At 65.8% G+C, this 26,379-nt stretch carries 30 protein-coding genes; 11 read left to right on the top strand and 19 right to left on the bottom strand.

The features are described from left to right. Positions 1-14 precede the first annotated feature (14 nt). The 5 genes from ACFWVD_RS20035 to ACFWVD_RS20015 all read right to left on the bottom strand — a co-directional run bounded on the left by ACFWVD_RS20035 (position 15) and on the right by ACFWVD_RS20015 (position 6,684). A complete protein-coding gene (locus tag ACFWVD_RS20035; RefSeq protein ID WP_379244865.1) occupies positions 15-2,045 on the bottom strand; it encodes a hypothetical protein in 2,031 nt (676 codons plus the stop codon). A gap of 26 nt (positions 2,046-2,071) precedes the next feature. Continuing rightward, positions 2,072-3,112, bottom strand: a complete 1,041-nt coding sequence (locus tag ACFWVD_RS20030) for an acetyl-CoA carboxylase biotin carboxylase subunit family protein (protein WP_379244863.1) — start codon at positions 3,110-3,112, stop codon at positions 2,072-2,074. Positions 3,113-3,424: 312 nt separating this feature from the next. Next, the gene (locus ACFWVD_RS20025; RefSeq protein ID WP_379244861.1) at positions 3,425-4,525 is read right to left on the bottom strand and encodes an acyl-CoA dehydrogenase family protein; all 1,101 of its coding nucleotides are present in this window, start codon (positions 4,523-4,525) and stop codon (positions 3,425-3,427) included. Then, entirely contained in the window at positions 4,522-5,700 is a 1,179-nt protein-coding gene (locus ACFWVD_RS20020) for an acyl-CoA dehydrogenase family protein (RefSeq protein ID WP_379244859.1), read from the bottom strand. Before ACFWVD_RS20020 ends, ACFWVD_RS20025 begins: the two co-directional genes overlap by 4 nt. A gap of 72 nt (positions 5,701-5,772) precedes the next feature. Then, positions 5,773-6,684, bottom strand: coding sequence for a crotonase/enoyl-CoA hydratase family protein (locus ACFWVD_RS20015; RefSeq protein ID WP_379244857.1), 912 nt, complete (start codon positions 6,682-6,684; stop codon positions 5,773-5,775). Positions 6,685-6,793: 109 nt separating this feature from the next. Between ACFWVD_RS20015 and ACFWVD_RS20010 the strand changes: the two genes are divergently transcribed. The 5 genes from ACFWVD_RS20010 (at position 6,794) to ACFWVD_RS19990 (ending at position 9,642) form a co-directional block, all read left to right on the top strand. Next, positions 6,794-7,081 carry a hypothetical protein gene (locus tag ACFWVD_RS20010; RefSeq protein ID WP_379244855.1) on the top strand — a complete coding sequence of 96 codons (288 nt, stop codon included), beginning with the start codon at positions 6,794-6,796 and terminating at the stop codon, positions 7,079-7,081. A gap of 28 nt (positions 7,082-7,109) precedes the next feature. After that, entirely contained in the window at positions 7,110-7,976 is an 867-nt protein-coding gene (locus ACFWVD_RS20005) for a phosphatase PAP2 family protein (protein WP_379244853.1), read from the top strand. Between the two features lie 50 nt (positions 7,977-8,026). Then, positions 8,027-8,608 (top strand): TerD family protein, encoded by a 582-nt coding sequence (locus ACFWVD_RS20000; RefSeq protein ID WP_379244851.1) that lies wholly within the window; start codon positions 8,027-8,029, stop codon positions 8,606-8,608. A 165-nt stretch (positions 8,609-8,773) separates the two neighbouring features. Continuing rightward, on the top strand, positions 8,774-9,103 hold the full coding sequence (locus ACFWVD_RS19995) for a hypothetical protein (RefSeq protein ID WP_379244849.1): 330 nt from the start codon (positions 8,774-8,776) through the stop codon (positions 9,101-9,103). Positions 9,104-9,129: 26 nt separating this feature from the next. Beyond that, complete coding sequence (locus ACFWVD_RS19990) at positions 9,130-9,642, top strand: DUF1990 family protein (protein ID WP_379244847.1); 513 nt, start codon at positions 9,130-9,132, stop codon at positions 9,640-9,642. Here the strand turns inward: ACFWVD_RS19990 and ACFWVD_RS19985 are convergent. Continuing rightward, positions 9,639-10,676 (bottom strand): beta-ketoacyl-ACP synthase 3, encoded by a 1,038-nt coding sequence (locus tag ACFWVD_RS19985; RefSeq protein ID WP_379244845.1) that lies wholly within the window; start codon positions 10,674-10,676, stop codon positions 9,639-9,641. The two genes, ACFWVD_RS19990 and ACFWVD_RS19985, sit on opposite strands and share 4 nt — an antisense overlap. 89 nt (positions 10,677-10,765) lie before the next feature. Here ACFWVD_RS19985 and ACFWVD_RS19980 point away from each other — a divergent pair, with 89 nt between their 5' ends. Next, positions 10,766-11,347, top strand: coding sequence for a TetR/AcrR family transcriptional regulator (locus ACFWVD_RS19980; RefSeq protein WP_379244844.1), 582 nt, complete (start codon positions 10,766-10,768; stop codon positions 11,345-11,347). 2 nt (positions 11,348-11,349) lie between these two features. On the opposite strand, the gene ACFWVD_RS19975 is transcribed toward ACFWVD_RS19980, so the two are convergent. Further along, positions 11,350-12,252 (bottom strand): alpha/beta hydrolase fold domain-containing protein, encoded by a 903-nt coding sequence (locus tag ACFWVD_RS19975; RefSeq protein ID WP_379244843.1) that lies wholly within the window; start codon positions 12,250-12,252, stop codon positions 11,350-11,352. A gap of 79 nt (positions 12,253-12,331) precedes the next feature. Next, entirely contained in the window at positions 12,332-13,186 is an 855-nt protein-coding gene (locus ACFWVD_RS19970) for a YaeQ family protein (protein ID WP_379244842.1), read from the bottom strand. Between the two features lie 423 nt (positions 13,187-13,609). Here ACFWVD_RS19970 and ACFWVD_RS19965 point away from each other — a divergent pair, with 423 nt between their 5' ends. Further along, positions 13,610-13,795, top strand: a complete 186-nt coding sequence (locus ACFWVD_RS19965; protein ID WP_379244840.1) for a hypothetical protein — start codon at positions 13,610-13,612, stop codon at positions 13,793-13,795. A gap of 2 nt (positions 13,796-13,797) precedes the next feature. Here ACFWVD_RS19965 and ACFWVD_RS19960 read toward each other — a convergent pair whose 3' ends face one another. The 8 genes from ACFWVD_RS19960 to ACFWVD_RS19925 form a co-directional block, all read right to left on the bottom strand. After that, positions 13,798-14,133, bottom strand: a complete 336-nt coding sequence (locus tag ACFWVD_RS19960; protein ID WP_379244838.1) for an MmcQ/YjbR family DNA-binding protein — start codon at positions 14,131-14,133, stop codon at positions 13,798-13,800. Between the two features lie 38 nt (positions 14,134-14,171). Continuing rightward, a complete protein-coding gene (locus tag ACFWVD_RS19955) occupies positions 14,172-14,732 on the bottom strand; it encodes a hypothetical protein (RefSeq protein ID WP_379244836.1) in 561 nt (186 codons plus the stop codon). Further along, positions 14,716-15,153 carry a hypothetical protein gene (locus ACFWVD_RS19950; RefSeq protein WP_379244834.1) on the bottom strand — a complete coding sequence of 146 codons (438 nt, stop codon included), beginning with the start codon at positions 15,151-15,153 and terminating at the stop codon, positions 14,716-14,718. The genes ACFWVD_RS19955 and ACFWVD_RS19950 overlap by 17 nt, the downstream gene beginning before the upstream one ends. Positions 15,154-15,265: 112 nt before the next feature. Further along, on the bottom strand, positions 15,266-15,787 hold the full coding sequence (locus ACFWVD_RS19945; protein WP_379244832.1) for a hypothetical protein: 522 nt from the start codon (positions 15,785-15,787) through the stop codon (positions 15,266-15,268). A 116-nt stretch (positions 15,788-15,903) separates the two neighbouring features. Then, the gene (locus tag ACFWVD_RS19940) at positions 15,904-16,779 is read right to left on the bottom strand and encodes a metal ABC transporter permease (RefSeq protein ID WP_379244830.1); all 876 of its coding nucleotides are present in this window, start codon (positions 16,777-16,779) and stop codon (positions 15,904-15,906) included. Then, the gene (locus ACFWVD_RS19935; RefSeq protein WP_379244828.1) at positions 16,776-17,510 is read right to left on the bottom strand and encodes a metal ABC transporter ATP-binding protein; all 735 of its coding nucleotides are present in this window, start codon (positions 17,508-17,510) and stop codon (positions 16,776-16,778) included. The genes ACFWVD_RS19940 and ACFWVD_RS19935 overlap by 4 nt, the downstream gene beginning before the upstream one ends. Further along, on the bottom strand, positions 17,507-18,448 hold the full coding sequence (locus tag ACFWVD_RS19930) for a metal ABC transporter substrate-binding protein (RefSeq protein WP_379244826.1): 942 nt from the start codon (positions 18,446-18,448) through the stop codon (positions 17,507-17,509). The genes ACFWVD_RS19935 and ACFWVD_RS19930 overlap by 4 nt, the downstream gene beginning before the upstream one ends. Before the next feature lie 67 nt (positions 18,449-18,515). Continuing rightward, positions 18,516-18,890 (bottom strand): cupin domain-containing protein, encoded by a 375-nt coding sequence (locus ACFWVD_RS19925; RefSeq protein WP_379244824.1) that lies wholly within the window; start codon positions 18,888-18,890, stop codon positions 18,516-18,518. 70 nt (positions 18,891-18,960) lie between these two features. Between ACFWVD_RS19925 and ACFWVD_RS19920 the strand changes: the two genes are divergently transcribed. After that, positions 18,961-19,410, top strand: coding sequence for a MarR family winged helix-turn-helix transcriptional regulator (locus ACFWVD_RS19920; RefSeq protein WP_379244822.1), 450 nt, complete (start codon positions 18,961-18,963; stop codon positions 19,408-19,410). 216 nt (positions 19,411-19,626) lie between these two features. Next, a complete protein-coding gene (locus ACFWVD_RS19915) occupies positions 19,627-19,851 on the top strand; it encodes a hypothetical protein (protein ID WP_379244820.1) in 225 nt (74 codons plus the stop codon). On the opposite strand, the gene ACFWVD_RS19910 is transcribed toward ACFWVD_RS19915, so the two are convergent. After that, complete coding sequence (locus ACFWVD_RS19910) at positions 19,852-21,276, bottom strand: amidase (protein WP_379244818.1); 1,425 nt, start codon at positions 21,274-21,276, stop codon at positions 19,852-19,854. A gap of 148 nt (positions 21,277-21,424) precedes the next feature. Between ACFWVD_RS19910 and ACFWVD_RS19905 the strand changes: the two genes are divergently transcribed. Further along, the gene (locus tag ACFWVD_RS19905; RefSeq protein ID WP_379244816.1) at positions 21,425-22,873 is read left to right on the top strand and encodes an AIM24 family protein; all 1,449 of its coding nucleotides are present in this window, start codon (positions 21,425-21,427) and stop codon (positions 22,871-22,873) included. A gap of 29 nt (positions 22,874-22,902) precedes the next feature. Here ACFWVD_RS19905 and ACFWVD_RS19900 read toward each other — a convergent pair whose 3' ends face one another. Further along, positions 22,903-24,189: a hypothetical protein gene (locus ACFWVD_RS19900; protein WP_379244815.1), complete on the bottom strand. Its 1,287-nt coding sequence runs from the start codon at positions 24,187-24,189 to the stop codon at positions 22,903-22,905. 302 nt (positions 24,190-24,491) lie between these two features. On the opposite strand from ACFWVD_RS19900, the gene ACFWVD_RS19895 reads away from it, so the two are divergent. Then, complete coding sequence (locus ACFWVD_RS19895; RefSeq protein ID WP_379244813.1) at positions 24,492-25,070, top strand: hypothetical protein; 579 nt, start codon at positions 24,492-24,494, stop codon at positions 25,068-25,070. 4 nt (positions 25,071-25,074) lie between these two features. On the opposite strand, the gene ACFWVD_RS19890 is transcribed toward ACFWVD_RS19895, so the two are convergent. Then, complete coding sequence (locus ACFWVD_RS19890) at positions 25,075-26,361, bottom strand: hypothetical protein (protein ID WP_379244811.1); 1,287 nt, start codon at positions 26,359-26,361, stop codon at positions 25,075-25,077. Positions 26,362-26,379: the final 18 nt, after the last annotated feature.

Below are 26,379 nucleotides of genomic sequence, written 5' to 3'. Positions count from 1 at the left end.
AGATGCAAACAATGTCACAGATGACGGTACGAGGTGTGGGTCTCCGGGTCAACCTCGTCGAGGGCGACCGGCTCCTCCGGTAGGCGGTCGGCTCCCCAGCTGCGGCGGATGTAGCCCATCACGCGTTCCAGTTCCTCCGGGTCCACGGCTGCGGATTCGCCGGGTTCGAGGGGGTCGAAGTGGAAGATGTAGAGGCGGGAGGCGAATTGTTCGAAGGGTAGCGATGCTTCGCCGAAGCGTTCGCCGTGGCCTGCGGTGCCTACTACGACGCCGTCGCCCCAGTCTTGGCCGCTGTCGTTGTTGGGGTTGTAGAAGTAGACCCGCATCTGTTGTTGGGGGTCCAGGCTCACGCGCAGGATGGTGATGGCGTGCCAGCCGACGAAGCGGGCGCCGCTGTCGGTGACGGCGATGCCGGCGGGTTGGGGGTGGATCACCGGTTGGTTGCCGTTGTAGAAGGGGTGGTAGCCGGCGTAGAAGTGGCGTTGGAATTGGTCGAGGTCGGTGAGGTGGCCGGTGGTGACGTCGACGTTGATGCGGAAGCCGCGGCCGGACCACCAGCCGTGGAATTCGGGGTTGATCCAGCGGTGCGGGTCGCCGTCGCGGCCGAGGCAGCGTCGGCCCATTTCCGCGTAGATGCGGTCCAGGTGCGGGACGACCAGCAGCGAGACCGGGTCCAGGTCGGTCTGCAAGGGAGCCGCGTCGCCGTCGGGACGGGAGGACAGGGGTTGGCCTTCGAAATGCATGACGATTTCGTCGTCGCGGGCGGCCCAGACCAGGGTTTGCAGCAGGTAGTCGGGGTCGTTGTAGGCCCACATCGACAGTGCTCGCGCGGATTGGCAGGTGGGATTGTCGCCCTGCCCGATGCCCAACGGCAGCCCGAGCACCGACAGCATTCCCGACAGCAACCAGGCCCGCGCGTGCGGCGTCGGGCCGAAGACCTGGGTCAATCGCTGCTGCGAATACGGTGAAAGTCGCAGCGCCAGTTGACGCCACAGCGCGGGTGCGACCGGCGGTTGATACAGGATGCCGCGTTCGAGCATCAGCGTGAGCCCGTAGACGCACTGCGCGGTTTCGACATGAACGGCCTGGTCGATCAGGGCGTGGACAAGTTCGTGATAGCACAGCAGACTGTCGCGCCCGGTGCTGGACAAGCCCATCGCCTCACCGAGCAGGTACTCACCTCGGCCGAGCAGAAAGCGAAGCAGCACAGCGTGATACGGCGACACCAGCCCGGTGTCGTGCATGGATCGCGCGAATCCTGTTGCCTCGTACTGCAACGCGCTGTCGTCCATGGATTCCAGTCGCGCAGCGTAGATTTCGACGCCGGGATCTTCCCTGCACCCCTCGGTCGTACCGTAGAGACTGCTGATCAACCGGTCCGCTCCGAGACTGCTGGCACCCAGATCGACATCGGGATTCGCACGCGCGACAGCGATCTGGGTGATCATCCGCTTGACCGAATCGACCTGAATGGGCCGCTGCCGCAGAATCCGCCAGATCTCGTCGACCAGATTCTCTAGTACCTTCTCGTACCCGACCTCGGCGACCAGATGATGCAGCAACTCCCGCGACACCTGCGCCATCCGCCCCTGCTGCGCCCGCTCGGCCTCGGACGGCGGGGTGAACAGCAGCGACAGATTGACCGCGAGTACTTGCGAGAGATGATCATCGGCGTGCACGGCGGAGATCGAAGGATGCTCGTAGTCGCCCTTGGCAACCGCGAGCAACCGCAGATCGCTCACCGCCTCGACCACCACGGTGTCGGCATTGGCGCTGCGCAACGAGCCGGTGCTCAGCGCCGGGATGAGGATCTGCGGTGTCGCCCAATCGGTACCGAGGAACAGACCCGCCGTCTCCAACTGTTCGGCGCGGTCGCGCACGGCGGCGCACCCACCGGGCAGCAACAGCACCCGCCGCAGCGCGTCCAGCACCCTGGGCAGTTTCACCTGCTTGCCGAAATCGCCTGCGTCGGACAGGGATCGCGTGGCGTGGTCCAGCGTCGCGAGGCGCCTGTCCAGGGTGGTTCCGCTGCTGTGTTGGCTCAATCGCCGATCCTCCCCGTGCACGCTGATCAGATGTAGAAGTCGAGTTCTTCTTGTCGCTTCAACAGATCCCGCAGAGCGTACGGATCCTCGCCGAAGAAATAGAGCAGGCCCCAGTGGTTGCCGAATGCGGTGCGTTTGGTGACTTTTTCGGCCTGCGGTGCGGTGAGTTCGTGCGATTCGAAGTAATCGTGATCTTCGGTTTCCGCCGGCACCGACAGTTCACTGACCACTTGTTTGCGCGGATACACCCCGAAGCACCCCGCGTGACCGGTGGCGTCCACGACTTCCTTCGGGAAGAACGCGTCGATTTCCTCGTCGGTGGTTTTCGGGTCGAAGGCCAGCACCAGGGCGTGATAGGCGTTGAACCCGTAGGTTCGTTCCAGCAGTTCGAACACCTTGAAACCCGGTGGCCGGTAGGCGACCTCGCCGAAATACATCTCGCCGTCGCTGGTGACGAAGTATTCGGGGTGGATGAAGCCGAATTCGATATCGAAGGTCTTGATCAGCTTTTCGACCTGGCGGGTGATCTCGGGCCGGTACTTCTCCAGTTCGGGCGTGGCGGGCACGAACACCGAGTAGCCCAGCCGCACGTACTCGGAGATGTTCAGGAAGCAGATCTTGCCCTTGTGCACCCAGGCCTCGACGGCGAACTCCCAACCGTCCAGGTGCGATTCCATCAGCATCGGGAACTCGTCGTCGGGGATCGAGTCGATCTCGTCGGGGGTCCGAATGATCCGATGGCCCAGGCACCCTGCCTTGTCGAACGCCTTGAGGTGGATCGGATCGTTGGGATCACCGTCGAGTTTGAGCAGGGTTTGATTGACCCGTTTCAGGAACCGGATCACGTCGTCGCGTTCGTGCGCCTCTTCGAAGATGCCGACCCGGATACCGCCCAGTTGCGCGCGTCGCTTCATCAACGACTTGTCGCGCAGCAGCATGGCTTGCCCGAGCAGGCGGGGATTGTCCAGCAGGACGGAGTTGATCGCGCCCGCCCATTCGACGGTTTCCTCGAAGATCGGAATCGCGACGTCGACGCCCTTGTCCTTCAGGGTTTCCGCGATCTCCATCGAGCGATCGTTGAGCCGCTCGAAATTCCAGGGAATATAGGGAATGTCGTGCTCTACACAATAGGGTTCCGCCCACTCCGGGGCGACCACAATATACCTTCTGTCGAAACGATCGATCGCCTCGACAGCGTTCAGACTCCACCCCAGCAGGGCGACATAACCTTTGTTCGGGTTTCGACTTTTCGATTCGTCCGCGGAAATCGACAAACCTTATCCCTTCTCGATCCACAGCCCGAACAGGCTGCTACCACCGAGAAATACCCGAGGCGGCCGACACCAACCATGACAATGCTGTGACCGGCCGCCGGGGGTCTATGCCGCGGGGAGGTCGATCAGGTCCGCCAGGTTCGCGCGGTGACGGTAGCCGGTGCCGAAGGTGAGTTGGTCGCTCTTGGCTCGCTTCAGGTAAAGGTGCGCCGGATATTCCCAGGTCATGCCGATTCCGCCGTGGAGTTGGATGCATTCCTCGGCCATGTGGACGGCGATGTCGCTGCAGTATGACTGGGCCAGCGCGAGGGCGATGTCGGTGTCGGCGTCACCGCGGGCGTAGGTGTCGGCGGCGTAGCGGGCCACCGACGCGGCCGACCCCAGCTCGAGATACAGGTCCGCGAGGCGGTGTTTGATCGCCTGGTACGAGCCGATGGCTCGGCCGAACTGCTTGCGCTGCTTCACATATGCCAGCGTGGTCTCGAAGCACCAGCGCGCGAGACCGTACTGTTCGGAGGCCAGCAGCACGGCGCCGCAGCGGATGGCTTCGGCGACCGCTTCGGCCCCGTTGGTTCCGACTCGCACCGAGGGCACAGCGGCGAACGACAGGTCGGCCAGCGGCCTTGTCATGTCCAAGGACGGAACCGCGGTCACGGTGATTCCGGCGGCGTCGCGGTCGACCACGTGCAGCTCGAGACCGTCAGGACCGTGCGCTGGAACCACCAGCAGGTCGGCTTCCAGCGCACCGGCGACACTGGTCACCACGCCCGTCAACATACCGTCGACGACCAGCACTTGAGCGGAGACTGCTCCGGGTGTTGTCGACAACGGAACCGTAAGTGCCGCAGTGCGATTGCCCTCGGCGAGTTCGCGAACCAGCGAGGTGTCACCCGCGCGAAGCAATGCCACCGTCGCCAACACTGCACTGGTGAGAAACGGCACCGGCGCCACGGCCCGCCCGATCTCCTCCATCACGACCGCGGCTTCGCGCGCACCGGCGCCCGCGCCACCGAGTTCCTCGGGCACCAGCAATCCGGCAACGCCCAGATCGCGAGCCAGTTCCGTCCACAACGGCGAAAAGTCGTGCGGTGCACCGTCATAGACACTGGTCACCGCAGCGGGCGGACACCGATCGGTGAGCAGTTTGCGGACGCTGTCGCGCAGCGCCTCTTCGGTATCGGAATAGGCGAAGTCGGCGGTGCTCATCGGGGCAGGTCCTTCCAGGCAATGTTCTTGTCGACGCGATGCTCCGGCGGCAGACCCAGCACCCGCTCGGCGATGACGTTGCGCAGGATCTCCGAGGTACCACCCTCGATCGAGTTACCTTTCGCGCGCAGGTAGCGGTAACCCGTTCCGCGACCGGTGAAGTCGGTGCGTTCGGGTCGACGCATCGTCCAATCGTCGTAGCGCAGACCGGATTCGGCGTGCAGTTCGATGTCGAAGCCCGAAAGTTGTTGTGCCAGGCGGGCAAAAGCTAGTTTCATCGCGGAACCTTCGGGCCCCGGCTGTCCGGCGGCCAACTGCTGACGCAACCGCATCCCCGTCAGCCGGGTGACCTCGGACTCCACCCACAGTTGCAGCAACTGGTCGTGCATGGCCGGATCACGCAGCTGCGGTTCGTCGCGCCAGGCCTGCGCCACCTTGCCGATCATGCCGCCCTCGCGCGGCGCACCGGAGCCGATCGCCACCCGTTCGTTGTTCAGCGTCGTGGTGGCCACCCGCCACCCCTCCCCCACGGCACCGAGTCGGTTCTCGTCCGGAATCCGCACCCCGGTGAGGAAGACCTCGTTGAACTCCGCTTCACCGGTGATCTGCCGCAGCGGACGAATATCGACACCGGGGTCGCTCATATTGCACAGAAAGTACGTCAGCCCAGCGTGTTTGGCCACCGACGGATCGGTGCGCGCGACCAGGATCGCCAGCTGCGCGTTCTGCGCGCCCGACGTCCACACCTTCTGCCCATCCACGATCCAGTCCGCGCCGTCGCGCACCGCCCGCGTGGCCACCGCCGCCAGATCCGATCCGGCACCGGGCTCACTGAACAGCTGGCAGTAGATGTGGTCACCGATGAACAACGGCCGCAGGAACTTTCGCTTCTGCTCCTCGGTGCCGAAGGCGGCGATGGTCGGCGCGGCCATGCCCAAGCCGATCCCGTTGCGCCCCGTCGCCGGGCCCGGCGCACCGGCCGCGGCCAGCGCCGCGTCGACGTCACCCTGGTAGGTCTGCGCCAGCCCGAGCCCGCCGTGTCCCACCGGATAATGGACCCAGGCCAACCCCGCGTCGAACCGTGCGCCGAGAAACTCGGTCTCGTCGGCCGGGTCGTTGGCCGCGAGCAACGCCGCGATCCGCCTGGTCAGGTCGTCCTTGATGACGTCAGTCAACTCATCGCCCTCGAAATCCACTCTCGCAATGGGTGCAATCCCTACTGGGTATAGTTGAAGTCGGCGTCAATTTCAAGAGTTCGAGGACCGTCGAGCCTCCAGCTCACGCCGCATCTCGTCGATCTCGTCGCGCTGCGGAACCTCCCCGCCACCATCGGGCATGAAGCGGCCGCTGTCGCGCCACTGCACCGCGGCCTCGAAGCCGTGCTCCTGCGCGAAGTCCACGAACCAGCGGCCCTCGGGCGAGTGCCGGGTGATGCCGTCGAAGAGGATGGCCATGTTCTGGGTGCTCTGCAGGCCCATGTTGTCGTAGGCCTGGTTGATCGTCATTTTCTGCATGACCAGCTGGTTGGTCGGCACGCCCGACATCCGCCGCGCCAGGCGATCGACCGCGGCGTCGAGTTCGTCGGCGGGCACGGTGTCGATCACCAGTCCCCATCGCTCGGCCTTGATCCCGTCGATGGTGTCGCCGGTGAGCAGCATCCGTTTGGCCCGTTCGGCGCCCAGCCGATAGACCCACATCGCGGTGGTCGGACAGCCCCAGATCCGCGCGGGCATATAGCCGATCCGCGCGTCCTGCGCCATCACGACCATGTCGCACGCCAACGCGATGTCGGAACCACCGGCAACCGCGTACCCGTGCACCTTCGCGATCGTCGGCTTCGGCGAACGCCACAGCGACAGGAAATAGTCGGTCACGGTCTTCATCGCCCGGAAGTCCTTGATCGGATCCCACACGGGCCCTTGATGTTCCGCGCCACCCTCGGCGTAGATCTTCAGGTCGTATCCCGCGCAGAACGCCCGCCCCGCTCCCTGCAGCACGATGACCCGAACCTCGTCATCGGCGTTCGCGTCGGCGACGGCTTCGCTGATCTCGCGCGCCATCTCGGCGGTGATCGCGTTCAGCCGGTCCGGGCGGTTCAAGGTGAGGTAGGCGATGCGATCGCGAACCTCCGAGAAGACGGTATTGCCCTGGTACGCCATGGGATTCCCCCTGTATTCGCAGTGATGTGCGCCATGTTTTCACAGCCGGTCCCGACTCAGCGGCGCTTACGGCCGTCCTCGCACCGCACCGCTGAACTATCCTCATGCCATGCCCGAACCGCAGGCCCCGCCCCCGCCGCGCAACGGCATGGGGTTGGCGGCGCTGATCCTGGGCATCACCGCCTGTGTCTTCTCGTTCATTCCGTTTCTCAGCGAGTTCCTCGCCGCGCCCGCCGCTGTCGGCGCCGTGGCGGCGGCGTTCATCAGCTGGGACCGCATCGAGCACGGCACAGCCACCAACCGCGCCGACACCATCGCGGGCGGGATCCTCGGCGCGCTGGCGCTGGCGGTGATCGTGCTCGTGTACTTGGCAACACACGGCAGCAACTCCGGGTAACAGGCGGCTCGCGCGCTACGTTGACCGGATGACCGCCGTCGAAGCCGCTGTCCCGGTCCGTCGTTGGCCCCTGTTGGCGTTGGCCGCGACGGTCATCGCCGTGCTGACCTACCTACTCGCTGTATGGACAACGACCGGACAGGCGTTGGAGAACGCGGCACTGCGCGGAGCGGATCAGGCGGCAACACGCGATGCCACGTCGGCGTCGCAGCATCTTGCGCAGATCACCGTGTATTCGCTGGTCATCGCGGTGGTGGTGATCGCGGCGATCGGGGCGGTGCGGCGGCGCGTGGACTTGATGGTGGCGGGGGTGGGGATCATCGTCACCGGGCAGGTTGTCGTGCAGGGGCTGAAACGGTACATCCTTCCGAGACCCGAATTGGTCGAAGTGACAGGGCATTTCGCGGCCAACAGCCTGCCCAGCGGACACACCACCATCGCGATGACCGTGCTGTTCGCGACCTTGATCGTGGTGCCGTATCGATGGCGAGGCCTGGCCATGCTCGTGGTGTTGACCTGGGCTATCAGCATCGGGCACTACACACTCACCGCGAAATGGCATCGGCTCAGCGACACTCTCGCCGCCGACGCGATCTCGCTGGCGATCGCGTGCGTGTTCTCCTGGTGGCTGGTGCGTCGCGGGTCGGTGCGCCGATATACCGGGCGGGCGAAGGTGATTCCGGTGGTGGTCACGGTGGTGATGGCGGGCTCGGCATTACTCACGCTGACGATGGGCGCGGTGCTGTGGGGCGTGCCGTTGGCCGAGGAAGGCGTGCACACCGTGATCGATGACGACGAGTGGAATATCTACCTCGGCGCAACAGCGTTCGCGTCGGCCGGGTCCGTGCTGACGGCGCTGACATTTCTCGCCGCGTGGCGTCGCCTCGAACCGTGACCGTTGTCGCCGGGGTGCACGCGGGCAGCGGAGTCCGTAGCCTGAAAAACGTGATTACTCTCAAGAAGGAAGACGGCGCAGCCGATCTCGCCGGTATCACCAAGATGAGCGTGGGGGTGAGTTGGGATCCGTCGGCGGGTGCCAGCGGTGGAATTCTCGGAATGGCGCGGCGCAAGCGCGGTGTCGACCTGGACCTGATCGCCATTCTCATGCAGGGCAGCGAGCCGGTGCGCTTCGCAGGCCTGGATTCTTTGGACCCCATCGGCAACAACGCCGTACTGCACACCGGTGACGAGCAGACCGGCGCGGCCGTGGGCGACGACGAAACCGTGCACGTGACATTCGCCGATATTCCGTCCAGCATCGACGGAATCGTGTTCGTCGCGGCGGCATTCAAGAAGGGCTCCTCTTTCGAAAAGGCGAACAACGTTTCGTTCAAGATCTACGACGCCACCGGCGGCGACACCCAGCCCGTGGCCGACATCTGGCCGTCGCTGCTGGGCTCCGACAACGCCAACGCGATCGCGCGGACCTTCCGCAACGGCGCGATCTGGCAGCTCGAGGTCCTCGACCGCAAGGGCAAGATCAAGCAGGGTGACCGGCAGGCTCTGCTGCGGTTCGCCCTCGGATAACCACAGCTTCCACAACGAAGGGGCCCGGCGGGTGATGCGCCGCGCCCCTTTGTTGTCTCCACCGCGAAGTCGCACTGTCTTCGCACATGTGCGACATCGGCGAATTTCGTCAAGGGCACGCGATTTCGGTGTTCCCTGAATAGTTGCTGCGATACGGTTTTCCGCATGGACGACATCGAGTTGGATTTGCCGAGCGTGCCTACTTCACACAACGCCGGACGCATTCTGGAAATCGGCGCGGTGGGCCTGCGCAACCCCCTGCCCATCGACGGCGAACAAACCCACTGCTACGTGTGCTGCGTCGACGGCACCACTTTGCAACTCCCGGATTCCCTGCAGAACTGGGCCATGCAAACCCTCGCCGCGAACTTCGACCTGCGCGCCACCGGCCTGCCATCGCTGTTCCCCTGCCGCTTCGAATTCGGCATCCGCGACGGCGCGGCCTACGCCATCCCGGTCACCCAGCGGTCGGAGCGCGAGAAGGCGAACGCCTGAAACGGGAGCCGCCTATCGTCACCCTCATGCACGAGGCGCTCACCTACGAACCCGCCGGCGCGACCAGCCCCGCCGACGACGACTGGACCGGCGAATATCCCGGTTTCCGCCGGTTCGAGACCACGGTGGTGATCGGCCATGGCGCGCAGGTATGGACTGCGGCATCGGCAGCGCTGATGCGGTGGAGTATCAAGCGGCGCAGCGGTTTTCGCGTGTCCCCGGACGGGCCGGTGACGGCGGGCATGCAGTACCGGATCAGCGCGGTATGGGGACCGCTGTCCATCCACGAACCGGTTCGCGTGGTCGCAGTGGTCGCCACCGACAGCCGGTGCGGGTTCGCGTACGGCACCCTGCCCGGGCATCCGGTGAGCGGCGAGGAAGCGTTTGTCGTCCACCGTGATTCGGACGGTGCCGTTTCGCTGACCCTGCGGTCGTTGACCAGACCGGCACCGGCTGGACCTTGGCGTTTCGCCTTTCCGATACTGCTTGTCGCGCAACGGTTCTACCGTCGCCGGTATCTGCGCGCGTTGATGAATTAGGCGATCGGGGGTAGGTGGACGACCTGGCCGGCGTAGGCCAGGCCTGCGCCGAAGCCGAGGAGTAGTGCGGTGTCGCCGGGGTTGGCGGCGCCGGAGCGGAGCAGTTGTTCCATGGCCATCGGGATCGAGGCGGCGCTGGTGTTGCCGGTGTCGATGATGTCGCGGGCTACGGCGACCGTGTCGGGCAGGTCGAGGGTGCGGACCAGGGCGTCAGTGATGCGGATGTTGGCCTGGTGCGGGACGAACGCGTCCAGGTCGGCGGCGGTGATGCCCGCGTTGTCGAGTGCCGCGCGGCAGGCCTGCTCCAAAAACGTGACAGCCCAACGGAATACCTCGGTGCCGTTCATCCGGATGTACGGGCGCTGCGAGGTGCCGCCACTGGCTTCGGCCGCGGCGACTTCGGCGAAGTATTGCGCGAAGTCCTTGTCCTGCTTGATCGCCGAGGTGCGACTGCCGTCGGAGCCCCACGCGACCGGGCCGATCCCCTCCTGCTCGGCCGCGCCGACGACCACCGCGCCCGCGCCGTCGGCGAAGATGAACGCGCAACTACGGTCGGTGGTGTCGAGCAGATCCGACAGCCGCTCCACCCCGATCACCAGCACATTCCGCGCCTGACCCGCGCGCACCAGGTTCGCCGCGTCGGCCAGCGCGTAACAGAAACCCGCGCAGCCCGCGGAAACGTCGTACGCGGCGGTGTCGTGCATACCGAGTTCGGTGGCCACCACCGCGCCCGCCGACGGGCCCAGCACCATCTGCGACGACGTCGCCAGCACCACCGCATCCACCTGGTCCGCGTCGAGCCCGGCCGCTTTCAGCGCGTCCCTGGCGGCCGCCACGCTCATCGACACGATCGTCTCGTCGGGTTCGGCCCAATGCCGGGCGGCGATCCCGGAACGGGTCTTGATCCATTCGTCCGAGGACTCGATCGCCTCGACGATCTCGGAGTTGGGCACAACGCGACGCGGCCGATATACACCGAGACCACAGATTCCCGCGTGGGTGACCGGAACCGCGGTGGCGATAGGGGTGGGCATGACATCCTCTCCGTATGAACCGATCGGTTCACGTAGGAATAGGTCTAACATGAACCGATCGGTTCAATCAAGGGGTAGGAGGAGATCGGATGGCAGCCGGACCGCGCGCCCGACTCATCGAACACACCATCAGCACCGTCCAGGAACACGGCGTCCACGCGGCGGCGCTGAGTGAACTGCTCAAGCGCAGCAACACGTCGCGCAACTCGCTGTATCAGCACTTCCCTTCGGGCAAGGGCGAATTGGTGCAAACCGCGGCCCGGATCGTGGCACGCCTGGTGTACTCGCACGTGAGCGCGATGGCCGATGCCTTGCAGACCGCGCCTTCCGCGCAACAGTGGTTGACCGATCTGCTCGCCTTCTGGCGGGTGCCGCTGGAGAAATCCGACTATGCGGCGGGGTCGTTCATGATGGCCGCGGCGCTGGACGAACTGGACCCCGGCTTGCAGTCCATCGCAGGTCAGGCGTTTGCCGAATGGACTGCTCGGCTGGCGGACGGGATCGTGGCCGCGGGGATCGAGCGGTCCACGGCGGTGTCGCTGGCGGGGTTTCTGCTCACCACTATCGAGGGCACGATTGTGCACAGTCGGGCGCTGAAGTCACCGCATCCGTTCGACCAGGCGGTTACTCAGTTGACGATTCTGTTCAACGTGCATTTGTCCGCGCGCTGATTTCACGAAATGCTGTGTGCCGCATCGAGTTCGGCGCGCAGTGTGGTGATGATCCGGCGGCGGGCCTGTGCGCCTTCCGTGCTGGGGGTCAGCGGGTAGACGTGCACGAGGCCGGGTTCCTCGCTGTAGTCGAGGTCGACGTCGGCCTGGCGCATCTTCGCCGCCAACAGTCGGGCGTCGGGGTTGAGGATGTCGTGCGTGCCGGTGAACACCGTCACCGGACCCAACCCCTCGAAGTCGCCGAAAAGCGGGCTGACCAGGGGGTCTTTCATCGACAGTTCGCCGCTCCACAGCCTGCCGAACACCAAGCCGCCGTCACGCCCCAGCCACGGGTCGCGCAGCAGGACGTCGTCGATCTCGGGATTTTCCAGGGTGAGGTCGAGTGCAGGCGAGATCAGGATTGTGCGGGGCACGGTGTGGCCGGCGTCGCGCAGGTGCAGGGCCGCCGACAGTGCGATCTGACCGCCCGCTGAATCGCCGGCGAGGAAGGTCGGGCCGTACCGTTCGGCGGAGGCGGTGACCAGTTCAGCGACGCGCGGAACCACCTGGGCCGCGGTGCCGAACGGGATCAGCGGATAGATCGGGACCGTCACCACGAGGTGGGTCTGCGCGGCGATGCGGGCCGCGAGTTGCCAATGGGCCGAAGCGATTTCGCCCACCCAGCCGCCACCGTGCGCGTACACCAGGCCGCCGCGGGAGATCCCATCCGACGGGGTCAGCGTGTAGATCGGCCAACCACGGTCGTGCACCACGGAGACCTCGACACCGCGAAGTTTGGTCGGCGGACCGTAGGCGACCGGCCGCAACGCCCGCTCACGCACATACGCCGTCGCGCGCTGCGCATCGAGATAGTTCCGGTTGCGCCGGGTGACCCGCAGCAATCCCGGAATCACGAACCGACTCATCACACCGGGCACCGCGACCTCCACTCCACGACACCGGCTCGCACATCACCGGTGCCCGCCAAGTTACTCCGTGCCGGTGTCAGCCCAGCGGTTGCTCGGTGACATCAGTGCGCAAACTGGTGCCGTTGAGGTCCAGATACAGCACCCCTTCGGTGACCGACAAGGTGGCGGTATTGCGCCGGTCCACCAGCGCGGCCGCCTCATCGATGAACGCACGATCGAAACTGAACAGCGGAATCTGCGCGACGTTGTGAATTTTCTTGCCCGCATACTGCGCGAGCACCTTCGCCGGATCCCGATGGGTATAAACCACCGCCCGACCAGCGAGTTTGCTCCCCCGATGAATCCGATCCGCGTCCGGCGCCCCCACCTCGATCCACGCGGTGGTGCGCCCCGTCATATCCCGCACCTGCACCGCGGGCTCATCGGTAGCCGAAATCCCCCCATCGCTGAACACGATCCCCTCCTCATACTGCAAGCAGTAAGCGAGGATCCGGGTGATCATGTATTCCGCCGTCTCCGAAGGATGCCGAGCGACCCGCAATTCCAGATCCTCATACACCCCCCGATCCACATCGGCGAGCTGAACGGCGAAGTTGTGCAGTGTTGCGCTGAGTGCCATAGGAGGTCCGAGCCTACCGGTCGCTACGAACCCACCCACCGCCACCAGCACATTTTCACCGTAAGCGATTGATAGCCAAATGATTTGACGGGCACGCGTGGAGCGCTCTACTGTCCTCGCGTGCCACGCACCCATTCCGCTGCGCTCGCTAGATGGTCCAATCGACGCTGCGCCGCACTCGACAGCTTGGAAGCAGTCCATGGTGCTGTCACGGGTCGGCGCCGTGGACGCCAGTACGCGACCGAACATTTGAACCTGGCCCTGTTCGTCAGTCTCGCGGCAGAGTTCCAGGGCTACTGCCGTGACCTCCACGACGACGCAGCAAATGTCTTCGCGCTCAGTCTCGGCCCTGCGACCGACCCTCGAATCACCGCTCTGCGGGCAACCCTCGTTCGTGGGCGGAAGCTCGATCAGGGCAACGCACAGCCGAGCGCACTCGGCGCGGACTTCCAACTCCTCGGATTCCCACTGTGGTCAGCGGTGCATGCCGCCTACCCATCGCGGGGCAAGGGCTGGAACGCGACTCTGACCAGCTTGAACAGTGCACGCAACGCCATCGCACATCGCAATGACGCCCAGCTGGCCGCAGTAAAAGCAGCACAACCGCTCGACCTGGCCACCTTCAAACGATGGCGCCGATCGTTGGACGGCGCTGCCACTGGATTCGACAAAGTGACCGGGGCATACTTGACAGAGGTAGCAAGCACCGGCTGGCACGGATAGGAGGTGGGCTCGATGGCAAAGGCGAAGAACACCGAGGTGAAGCCGGGAGATCCGGTCCGAGTCCGATGGAGCCTGTATGTGATGGATGCGGTGGTGACCAGCGTCTCGGGCGACAACGTCCACGTCACATTTTCAGTCGAAGGTTCCGACGAGCCCGTCAATGGCTTGTACCGCAAGAGCGAGCTGCTCGCCGCTTAGCTTCACCTATTGTCGAGCAGCTCCCTCGGGGCGGCTTGGCGCCACGAGTCGGTGACGATGGCCTGCAACTCCTCGCGGTCGTCGAGGGCAGCCAACCGGACCCGCACCCAGGGGTTGCCCGCCTCGTGCGACGCGATCCAGAACTTCGCAGGCTCGGCGAGCACCAGCTCATCACGCTCGACGATCGGGCACCGCACCGCCATCGAGGTCTCCTCCTCCGGCAACGTGAGAAACAGCTTGCCCGCGACCTTGAAAATCGGCATACCCCAGGCGAATTGCTCTGCGGTCTGCGGCAGCGACAGGACGTAGGCGCGGACGTCATCCCCGGTGACATTCATGGAGCCATGATGACAGCGGGCACCGACATGAACAGTGCCTAGCCGTCGTCGCTCAGAAGGTGAAGGTTGCGGCCCTGCATCTTCCAGCGTCGGCTGAATGCCCACTTCAAGGTCGAGCTCTGGCCGACAAGGACCGAGGTTCCGCTGACACCGATGAAGACGTCGCCGCAGGGTAGGCAGAAGTTCCAGTGTTCCTGGGTGTCCGGTTCTTCCTCGCCAGTGAGCGATTCGACGACGTTGCCGGAGTACCCGGGGAACAGGTGGAGGCGGAGGTCGTCGAAGACGAAAGTGATGTCGCCGCCGCGGGAAATCGGGGTGATGGCTGTCAGCGTGCGTCCGTCGAGGATCTTGATGGCGTCGGCGATGTATTCGTGCGGGTCTCCGCAGGCGAGGATGACCTGCTCATCGGTCTCGATGCGCCAATCCGCGCTGCCGACCAGCAGGGCTGTCGACTGGACCAGCGGCTTCGGCTCCGCGCTGTCGTGCGGATCGAAACGTACCGAGAACATGCTGCCCAGTAGCCATTTCGCTCCCCAGGACCGCGTGGTTGCCGCCCGCATGATGGCCTCGGGAACATCGAGCTCAGTAATGGTCAACACCCCAACCACCCCGCACGCCCACACGCAACGCGCGCCTCCCGCCGAGCGTGAACGACCAGGTCGGCACGTCTGCGTCAGGCCCTCGGAACACGGTCGGAAAGACTCGAAGTGCGTACTCGCCGAACCAGAATGTGGCGTCCCAGCTCGGGCGGTGCGCCTCGAACGCCCGAAATTCGCACCCATCCAGGATCGAGACGGTGTCGCGGATGAACCGGGGCGCGTCACCTCCCGCAACAATCGGCCCCGAATCCCCATCGATCCGCCATGACCGAGTCCCCACACTCAAGACGGGCCCAGAGCGCATGACCTCACCGCCACGGAACAACTGCAGACGCAGCGTGCCGCTGTCGAGGAGCCGAGGCTCGCCGACCTCGCCGCCGAGGAACGGCGTGACCAGGTCTTCGATTGAATCTTCGTGCATCGCATCGGAAGGCTAGCTGACCATCTCGACGGGGACGATCGATTTTCGGGCCGTGACTGGCGGGAAACGCGTACTGCCTGCCGTGCAGGTCGATACCGACCCGATGATGCCCTCAGCGCTCGCCGAGCAGCGCGGTCCAGCCGACGCGGATCGGGGTGACGAACCTGTCGGTCCATGCGGGCAGGGTGGTGGTGTGGTTGCGGAAAGCGCGCAGTTCGGGGGTTTCGGCAACCTCGAACCACTGCTTCGAGGCGGGGCGGTCGAGCAGGACGATCATCGCCACCGACGTGACGGCGATCGGGAGGGTGAGCAGGCCGAGTGCGGCGAACGGGATCACCAGGGCTGCCCCGTACCAGCCCAGTGCGTGCGCGTATCGCGAACGCTGGGTGAAACTCAGGGTGAACACCGCCAGCAGGACCGTCAGCGGCCAGGCGATGAGCACGCTGCCTGCCATGCCGACCATCGGCGATTGCGGGGGGAGGATGGCCGCGGCCGTCACGGCGAGCACGACGGCCCCGGTGCCATAGATCAACTGCCACACCGCCAACTGTTGTGCGCGCCGAACCTGTCGTGGGCGCACGCCCAACGAATCCAGTTCCAACGCAACCGAATCGACCACACCCATACCGAGCATCGAGCGTCTACCCTTCACAGCTCACCGCGGGGTCGGATGACCCCATGGACAACTGGCTGACAGTAGTCGCCGTTCTGGTGTTCGGCTACCTGAGTTCCGTTCTGCGGGAACTGAATTCAGTCAGCGATAGCGACCTTGGTGCGGGCGCGGGCGGCGGTGATTCGGCGGCCGATTACTCCGTGGCGGGGAGCGAAGAGGTAGACGAACGCGAAGGCGATGCCTTGGGTTACAACGACCATGCCGCCGGCGGCGGTGTCGAGGTGGTAGCTGATGTAGAGGCCGGTGACCGCGCACAGGACCGAGATGGTGGGGGCGATGATCAGCATGTGGGAGAAGCGGTCGGTGAGTAGGTAGGCGGTGGCGCCGGGGATGATGAGCATGGCTACCACCAGGACCACGCCGACGGCTTGTAGGGCCACTACCGAGGTCAGGGCCAACAGGGCCAGTAGGGCCGTGCCCAGGATTCGGGGGTTGAGGCCGATGGCGTGGGCGTGGGTGGGGTCGAAGGCGTAGAGGGTGAAGTCGCGGCGTTTGAGCAGCAGGGCGATCAGCACGATCGCGGCCAGGATCATGATCTGGATCATTTCGCCGCGGCTCACGCCGAGCAGGTTGCCGAAAACGATGTGGTTCAAGTCGGTTTGGCTGGGGGTCTTCGAGATCAGGACCAGACCGAAGGCGAACAGTGTGGTGAACACGATGCCGATCGCGGCGTCCTCTTTCACGCGACTGGTGTCGCGCACCACGCCGATCAACGCCACCGCGAGGAACCCGAAGATCACCGCGCCTACCGCGAACGGCCAGCCCACGATGTAGGCCAGCACCACGCCGGGAAGTACCGCGTGCGACACGGCGTCGCCCATCAGCGACCAGCCGATCAGCACCAACCAGCACGACAGCACCGCGCACACGAGCGCGGCGGTGACCGTGGTCGCCAACGCGTGCACCATGAACGGGTAGCGCAGCGGTTCGATGAAGAACTCCTCGAGGCTCATCGGTTCTCCTCCACATCGAGGCCGAAGGCCTTGGCCAGGTTCTCCGGCCGCAACACCACCGCGGGGTCGCCGTGTTCGAGCACGCGGCGATTCAAAAGCACTGCCTCGTCGGCTAATCGGGGCAGGGCGTGCAGGTCGTGGGTGGACACCAGGATGGTGGCGCCGTCGGCGGCGAGGTCGCGCAGCAGCGCCGTGATGGTCGCCTCGGACCGCTTGTCGACACCGGCGAACGGCTCGTCGAGCAGCAGAATCGTGGCTTCCTGGGCGATGCCGCGTGCCACGAACGTGCGCTTCTTCTGACCACCGGACAGCTGGCCGATCTGCCGGTCGGCCAGTTCGGTGAGGTCGACGCGGGCCAGCGCTTCGTCGACGGCGGCACGATCAGCTCTGCTCGCCCGTCGGGTGAACCCCATTTTCCCGTAGCGCCCGGTCATCACCACATCGCGCACCGACAGCGGAAAACTCCAGTCCACATCCTCGGACTGCGGCACGTACCCGAGACTGCCCGCCTTGCGCGCGGCGGCCGGTGCGGCGCCGTTGATCAGCACCCGGCCGCGATCGGGCGTGACCAGGCCCATCACGGTTTTGAACAGGGTCGATTTGCCCGAACCGTTCATGCCGATCAGCCCGCAGACCCGGCCCGACTTCAAGGTCAGTTCGACGTTGTCGAGGGCGAGCACGTCACCGTAATGGACTGTCACGTCCTGGATTTCGACTACCGGCGCGGTCATTTCGGTGCTCCGGCGAGTCCGGTTGCGATGACGTTCGCGTCGTGGCGGATCAGGTCCAGGTAGGTCGGCACCGGCCCGTCTGCTTCGGACAGCGAGTCGACGTAGAGCACGCCGCCGAATCGCGAACCGGACGCTTCGACCACGCGCTGCATCGGCGCGTCGGACACCGTCGATTCGCAGAACACCGCGGGCACCCGACGTTGCCGCACGAAGTCGATGGTCGAGCCGATCTGCTGCGGGGTGGCCTGCTGTTCGGCGTTGACCGGCCAGATGTATTTCTCGGTCAGGCCCGCGTCGCGAGCGAGGTAGGAGAACGCGCCCTCGCAGGTGACCAGGGCGCGCTGGTCGGCGGGCAGCGCGTTCACCGCGGCGACCAGATCGTCGCGCACGGCGCCGAGCTGGGTTTTGTAGGCGTCACCGTTGGCACGGTAGGCGTCGGCGTGTTCGGGGTCGAGGTCGGTGAACGCGCGGACCATGTTGTCGACATAGATCTGCGCGTTCACCGGTGACATCCAGGCGTGCGGGTTGGGTTTGCCGCGGTAGGCGTCTTCGCCGATGTTCATCGGGGTCACGCCGTCGCTGACCACCGCGTGCGGCACGTCGAGGTCGGAGACGAACTGACCGAACCAGGCCTCGAGGTTGAGCCCGTTGTCCAGGATCAGGTCGGCCTTGGCGGCCTTCTTGATGTCGCCCGGGGTCGGCTCGTAACCGTGGATCTCCGCGCCCACCTTGGTAATCGATTCCACCCGCAGGTGCTCGCCTGCCACATTGCGTGCCATATCGGCGAGCACGGTGAAGGTCGTGAGGACCACCTTCTTGCCGTCGTCCTCTGCGGAGGTGATGCCACCGCAGCCGGTGAGCGCGAACGCCAGGACACTGAGAACTGACGCCGCGAGTACTCGGCGTCGCACCGGCGAACGGTGGAACCCAACCTTCATCCCAGAATTATATTGTTCGGGTCGCCGAACTTTCAAGTTTTGGGCTTTAAACAGCCACGTAGACGGCTCAGGATGCCCAGGGCGGGGTGAAAGTCGAGCCATCGGGCAGTTCCGCGGCGAAGCCGACGCGGACAGTGACCATCAGGACGGCGGGTTCGCTGGTCGAGTTGGCGATGCCGATCATCGAACCGGCGGGCGCGACCGCCGCGTCGCCCGGTTTCATCGGCGCGGATTCGCCGTCGATCGACATGGTCACCTCACCCGACAGCAGCACGAACGCCTCCTCCCCCAGGATCCGGTGCGGCAGGCCGACCGAATCGGCGGCGATCTCGGTCTGCCACACGCACAACTCGGCACTGCCGGTACCGGGGCGGATCAAGGACGTGAAGCGGGTGTTGTGCACCTCGTGCACCTGGGCGTCGGTGGCGTGGATTACCGGCATTCGAACCTCCATAAGGTCAAGTAACTTGTCTATATAGTCAATTAGGTTGACCATCCTGTCAAGTGCCACAATGACTGTCGTGCCGAAAAACGCAGATCTGCCCCTGCTGCTGCTCGCCGCGGCGGCCGAGGTGACCGACGCCGTGCAGGCGGGTGTGGCGGCGGCGGGCTTCACCGATGTGCGGCCCACGCACGGGTACGCCTTCGCACGGATGGCACCGCACGGCGCGACGGTCGGCGAGCTCGCTGAACACCTCGGCGTCACCAAACAGGCCGCCAGCCAGCTCGTCGACGAGCTGGTCACCAAGGGCTATGCCGACCGCAATCCGCACCCGCGTGATGCGCGCGCCCGGCTGATCACGCTCACCGACCGCGGCTGGGCGTGTACGCGCGCCGCCGACGCCGCCCTGGCGGAATTCACTCGACATTGGTCGGACATCCTCGGCCCCACCGCGCTCGCCCAGGTCAGGAAGGGTTTGGCGCGTGTGGTCACGCCCGGTCGGGTGCGCCCGAGCTGGTGAATCGTCACCACCGGCGTAACCAATCGGGGTGCGGCGGCGATCTCATACCGGATATCCAATAATCCGAAGAACAGGATTTTCAAAACCTGCGCGAGGTCGCGGCGCGCGGAATACTCTCGAAAGCGAGCGGTGACGCGCCACCGCAGCACTCAGACCGAAAGGTCTGGGTCCCGCACTCGTCACGTCACCCGTTCCCCCCTCGATCTCGGAGGATCAATGTCAGCACTGGCCACTACCGTCGACACCGTCACCCGGCACAAGTACGAGCGACTGCAGTACACCGGTTCGGCCGGCGTCGTCGCCTCGCTCGAAGACGCGCGCCTGGTCGACCGGTGGCGCATCGATCACCCCGGCTGGGACGGCGAGCACTGGGCCTTCGACGCCGGCACCGACAGCCCCGGCCGCCTGCGCCCGATCAACGTCGCGACCCGCAACAACTGATCAGGCAGCACCCGCGGCGGCCGGACGGTCGGTGATCCGCGGGAACGGGCTGGCCGCTTCCAACTGGTAGGCCAGATCGAGCAGGGTCCGCTCGTCACCGCGACGACCGGCCAGCTGCACCGAACCGGGCAGACCGGTGGGCAGCAGGCCGTGCGGCAGCGAAATGCCAGGGGCCCCACCGACATTGTTGAGCGGGGTGAAGCCCGCGTAATCGGCCAGTTTGGTGAACAGCTGGTCGAACGGCTGGCCCGGCGCGAGTTCGCCGATGCGCGGCGCGGGATGCGCCAACACCGGGGTGAGCAGCACGTCGACCTGCGCGAAATGCTTGTCGTAGGTGGCAGGGCCGCTGCGCAACCGCCACGCCGACGCCGCCGCACCCAGCGGATTGCGCTTCACCAATCCGATCAGACCGGTGGTGAACGGGTCGAGCTTGCTCGCGTCGAAGTGACCGCGGTGGCCCAGTCGGAACGACAGGGTCATCGCGGCGGCCATGAACGCCCAGTACTGCTTGAAATCCTCGATGAACTGCGGGTCGACTTCCAGGCGCATCTCGACGATCTCGTGGCCCAGACCTGCCATGACCTTCGCCGCTGAAGCCAGGATCGCGCCGTTGTCGGGATGCACCGGGCGGCCCAGGATGTCCGCGGTGATCAGGCCGATCCGCAGTCGGCGCGCGCTCGGGCCTTCGACCAGGCCCACCGGCTCGAGCTTCGGGTTCGCGCCGAACTGTTCGACGGCGGCGAGGTAGTGCGCGGTGTCGCGGACCGAGCGGGTGACCACGCCCTCGGCGAGCAGGTTGACCGGCAGTCGACGCGCGCCCGGCTGGTCGAGCAAGCGGGCGCGGGTGGCTTTCAGTCCCACCAGGCCATTGGCCGCGGCCGGGATCCGGATCGAACCGCCGCCGTCGTTGGCGTGCGCGATCGGCACCACACCGGCGGCGACCAGCGCGGCCGAACCGCCCGAGGACGCGCCCGCCGAGTAGTCCGGATTCCACGGGTTGCGGGTCGGGGCTCGGTGCAGGAACTCGGTGCTGGCGGTCAGGCCGAATTCCGGCAGGGTCGACTTGCCGAGCACGATCACGCCCGAATGCAGGAACTGCGCGCCGGGGCCGGTGGTCACGGTCGCCGGGCGCGGGGTGAACGCGGCCGAGCCGTGGCAGCTGGGCAGGCCCGCGATGTCGGTGTTGTCCTTGACGAACGCGGGCACTCCCGAAAACACGCCCGCGGTTTCCGGGGTCGCCGCGGCGCGTTCGAAGCACGTCATCTGCACGGCGTCCAGGCTCGGGTCGACGGCGTTGGTGCGCGCGATCGCGGCCTCGAGCACCTCCGACCGGCTCACGTGCCCCGCACGCAAGGCCGCTGCCACACCGACTGCGTCCAACGTTCCCAGGGCATCATCGGTGAATCCGTGCACGGCAGAGCTCATCCCCGCAGCGTAATCCGAAACGGTGGCCCTTCGCAGCGGTAACTAGATTCCGCGTTCGATGGTGGCGCGGTGGGCCCCGACACGGCACTATCGAACTCGTGGAACTCCTGCGAATCGGACAATCCGCCTCCTGTTCGGGCGTGGTGTCGTGACCGTGCTGGCGCCCGGCGAAAACCGGCCCACGCCCGGCGATCAGCTCACGGTCACCGTGACCAGTTCCGCGTCGGTCGATGTGTCGGCGCTGCTGGTGAACGCGGCGGGCACCGTGCGCTCCGACGCAGACTTCGTGTTCTTCAACCAGCCGACCGGGCCCGGGGTGGTGTACCGGCACGGCAACGGTGGGTCGGATGTGGTGTCGGTTCAGACCTCGGCGTTGCCCGCCGATGTGGACAAGGTGGTTGTCACCGCCAGCCTCGACGGGCGGGGGCCCGCTACGTTCGCCTCCGTCGGCGCACTGACCACCACGATCGAATCCGGTTCCACCGCACTGACTTTCCCGATTTCCGGGCTCACCACCGAGAGTGGTGTGGTGTGCGTGGAGGTCTACCGGCGGGGTGGGGTGTGGAAGGTCCGGGCGATCGGGCAGGGGTACGACGACGGATTGGCCGGTATCGCTTCGGCTTTCGGCGTGAATCTCGACGACGAGCCCGAACCGGTAGCGCCGCAAGGTAATTCGGGCGGCCCGATGCAGGGGTCCGGCCATCCGCCGCAGAGCGCGTCTGGCCATCCGCACCAGCCGGGGTCCAGCGCGCCGACGCCACCCGGCCAATTCGCCCCACCACCTTCCTCTTCCCCAGCAGAAGCGCCCGGCTACAACCCCGGCGCCCCGACGCGACAACCGACGTATGCCTCTCAGCAAGGAGTCCGCCCCGTGCACAGCGACCTGTTCGACCCCTCCCATGCCGAGGTCAGCGGCCAAGGCATCCAGAAGCAGGGCGGCAAGATGGTCAAGGTCGGGATGAACGGGGAGGTGATGGCGCGGGCCGGGTCGATGGTGGCCTACCAGGGCGACCTGAAATTCGAAGCGCTCGGCTCCGGCGGCATCGGCCGCGCCATCCGCCAACACCTCACCGGCGAAGGCGTACCGCTGATGAAGGTGACCGGCCGCGGCGACCTGTTCCTGGCCAACGCCGCCGCCGACGTGCACATCATCGACCTGGACGGCACCGACGGCCTCACCATCAACGGCGCCAACGTCCTGGCCTTCGACTCCACCCTGCGCTACGACGTCGGCCGAGTCCAGGGCGCCGCCGGCTACGCCTCCAACGCCGGCCTGTTCAACTGCGTGTTCACCGGCCGCGGCCGCATCGCGATCACCACCCACGGCACCCCGGTAGTCCTCACCGTCGACCAGGCCACCTACGCCGACCCCAACGCCGCCGTAGCCTGGTCCTCCAGTCTCCAAACCGGCATCAAACGCAACGACTCCTTCGGCCTGGGCCGCCTCATGGGCCGCAGCACCGGCGAAGCCAGCACCCTCACCTTCACCGGCCGAGGCTTCGTCATCGTCCAACCTTCCGAACTCCCACCCGGCGGCCTGATCGGCGGCACCGGCGCCGGCCAACAAGCAGGAACCGGCGGCGGCCTCTTCGGCTGATCGCCGGGCGCACGACGCCTGTATTCGAGTCAGACGCTGTCGGCCGCCTCAGCCGTCGACCGTTGCCACCAGTGCACCGTGGCGGCGCAGCCGAGGATCACCGCTGTCGCCACGATGACCGGGCCTACTCGGTTCGAAGTCAACGAGTAGGTGTCCGGAACGTTTTCCAGCCACACCAGTTCAGCTTTCCCGGTCGCGGCGGCGCCGGACGAACGAACCTTCGCCAACCACGCCGCGGCAGCCGGACTGAACTCGAAACGCCCGGCGACCACCGGAACGATCGACAGTGCGAGCAGCGTGGTCGGTGCCACCGGCAGACACGCACCGATCGCGAAGCCGACGGCGACCGGCAGCAGGAAGCGGAAAGCGAATGCGGTGACGGACGTGCTCTCGATCAGCGCGGGCACCAGCGCACTCACTGCGACAACCGCGCACAGGCCGATCCCGACCACCGGCCGACGCCACCTCATGCCCCCGATCGCGGCGAGCACCAGCAATACGATCTGCGTTTCCGAGCCGAACTGGTCGATCTGGTACTTCTCCGACGGATCGATAGCGATCACTGCCGCGACCGCGAGCATCGTCAGCACCGCCACCCCATCGGGCCTGCGCAGCCACGCAGCCCAGACGATCGACCCGATGATCATGCCGACCGCGATCACCACCGGCGGATCGCCGACCGACTGTCCGGTCACCCAGATCAGCAACCCGATGCCGAGCGAAACGCCCACCGCGGCGGCAAAGCCACGGCCCGTCACTCGCGCATCGCAGCGTTCCTTGCCCGTGATGAACCCGAAAGCGAGCAGGGCCGCAGCGACCGCAGCCAGCAATGGCCAGCCGTCCGACAAATCGGGCAGACTTCGCTGCTCGAGGTAGTGCGCCGATAGCGCAAAGACCTCGTCGATCTGCGTCCCGTACAGCATCGCGACCAGCAACCCGACGACGAACCACACCTGCGAATCAGGTCGAATCACCGCTGCGGCCATGAGCAACCCCGCTGCCACAATCACCAACAACTGCTGTTCCGACGATGTCCCCTCGGCCGCCAACCCCGCCACGACGACGAGCATGGCGAGTCCGACCAATCCCGACGCCGCCGCGACAACGTACGGCAGTCGGAGCGATCCGATCAGGCCGACCACGATCAGCCCCACGATGGCAGCCCCGATCGCCGTGGGCGTGGCCGCCGGTCCGAACCAGCCCATGCCGCCACGCACCACTACCGCAAAACTGGACTTCGTATGACCGATCGCGTACCCGACCAGATATCCACACAGCACTCCGACAGCGATGGCCGAAATCTTTCGCGCATTCATCGGCGCCCCTCTCTTCGCCTGAGCACGGTAGCCGCTGTGTTAGTCGATACCAACATAACGATCGGGCGGACAAAGGTTTAGAACTGCTGTCGGGCGGAGGATACTCGAACGGGCGTGTTGTGCCGCGGTGGTAATTGCGTTGCGGTGCAAGCGCTTCGCCGTGGTCAATTGCCACGACAGGGCTGTTCCGGCGCCGGACGGATGTCCGGTTGTTCAGGCATGGTCACCGACGGATCGCTGCGGGGCGCGGTCGGACTTTCGAACTATGTCGCACGAGTTGTGCGCGTTGGGGAGAAGTAATCATGATGAAGAATCGTTTGATCACCGCAGCCGCTATCGGGGGCGCGCTTGTGCTGCCGGTGGCATATTCCACGCTCGGGCAGGTGCCCGCGGCGCAGGAGCACAGTGTTGTGCTGATGCAGGACAGTGAGGATCTCGGGACTCGGGAGAAGCCGGTTCCGCTCGGTGAGACCTTTGATGTGGGCGAGGATTGGCAGGTCAGCGTCGTTACGGTCGACTCGAACGCGACCGCTGACGTGCTCGCCGAAAATCAGTTCAACGATCCACCGCCAGCTGGCCGACAGTTCGTGCTCGTACGTACGACCACGAAATACGTCGGCGAAGAGACCGGTTCGCCGGGGTTCGATCTCACCTACAAGTTCTACGGTTCGAAAGGAAATACCTACACCACCTACGACTCGGACGACTCCTGCGGTGTGATCCCGAATCCCCTCAGCGAAGTGAACGAGCTCTATCCGGACGCGGGCGGCGAAGGAAACGTGTGCTTCGCAGTACCCGCCGACCAAATCGACGGAGGTGCTGTCATAGTCGAGGAACTCATGGACATGAGCAGCGATAAGTCATTCTTCGCGATCGAATGACTAATTAACCCGTGCGCTCCTTGCGCGCCTGACGCCGAGCCTCACGCATATCGTTGAGTTCCTGCTCCAGACTTTCCGCGATCCGGAATTGCCCGGTGTCGTAGATGCTGGTCGGCTCGATCGCCTCATACCCGAAATTGGCTTCCGCGAAAGCCTTTTCGACGCGGGCTTCGATATCGGAGATGGCGGTCTTGCGGGCTGCGGGGACCACCTCGGCGGGCTTGACCGCCTCGGGCTCCACCGGTGCCTTGGGCGGTTCGGGCGCGACCACCGGAGCGGCCGGAACCCGCTTGGTGGCCTTGTCCGTAGCGGCGGGCTTGCCGATGCCGAAACGCTTGCGCTTCTCCGCGGGACGGGTGGCCGCGACCGGTTCCGTAGGCGTCCAGGCAGGTTCGCGGGTAACGGGAGCAGCGGGTTCGAGGGCAGCAGGCGCCTCGGCGCGAGCCATGCCGGTCATCGGCGGGGTGTACGTGAGGCGGATACCCTCGGTGGTCTGGCGGGCCAGGATGGTGTCGGCCGGGTCGGGCAGGTCCCTGACCTGGCTGGTCGCGCGGGTGATCGCCAGGCCGTAACGGGCACTGACCGCGTCATGGATCAGCAGCGCCACGCCGATCATCACCGGCGCGACCGCGTGCACCGCGACGTCGTACCAACGCCCGTCGCGCACATAGGGATACGTGTTCAGGGTGACGGTGAGTCCGAGCAGCGCGAGTTCGGCGAGCGCGACCTGCCGACGGTTGTCGATCACGCCCCACTCGGCGACCTTGTTCGTGCCGACCATGATGATGATCAGACACACGCTGATCATCGCCTCGAGCAGGTAGCTGAACCAGAACAGCGGATCGCTGGGCCCACCGGGCGCGATGTTCTGCTGCACGTTCACCGCCGACCACAGCATGCCAGCGCCGACCACGCCCGCCAGCGCCTTCAGCGACCACGACCGGTGCCGGTACAGCGAGGCCAGCCTGGCGTGCGGGCTGGATTCGCGCCGTTGGGCGGCCATCGCCTTTCTGGCGAGCAGCAGATCTCGCATGTCGGCCTTCTCGATCGCTTCGGTGGTCTGACGGCTGCGGTCCGACGCGGACGCCATCGCCTGGGTGTGCTTCCAGCGCTGTTCGCGATCCTGTTCGCGGATGCGTTCGGCGAGTTCACGTTCGGCGGCGAGCTCGGACTCCGACAGGGCGTCGGTCAGCGCGGGATCGAATTGGTAGGCCAGACGCCCCCGGGCACGTTCGACTCGCAGGGCGAGCTGGCTGACGTCGTCGGTGGCGGGACCTGACTCGATCGTCATGCCAGACCACCGCCGAGG

The organism is Nocardia sp. NPDC058666 (assembly GCF_042714895.1).
Classification (GTDB): domain Bacteria; phylum Actinomycetota; class Actinomycetes; order Mycobacteriales; family Mycobacteriaceae; genus Nocardia.
This window is presented reverse-complemented; position numbering and strand designations above follow the sequence as displayed.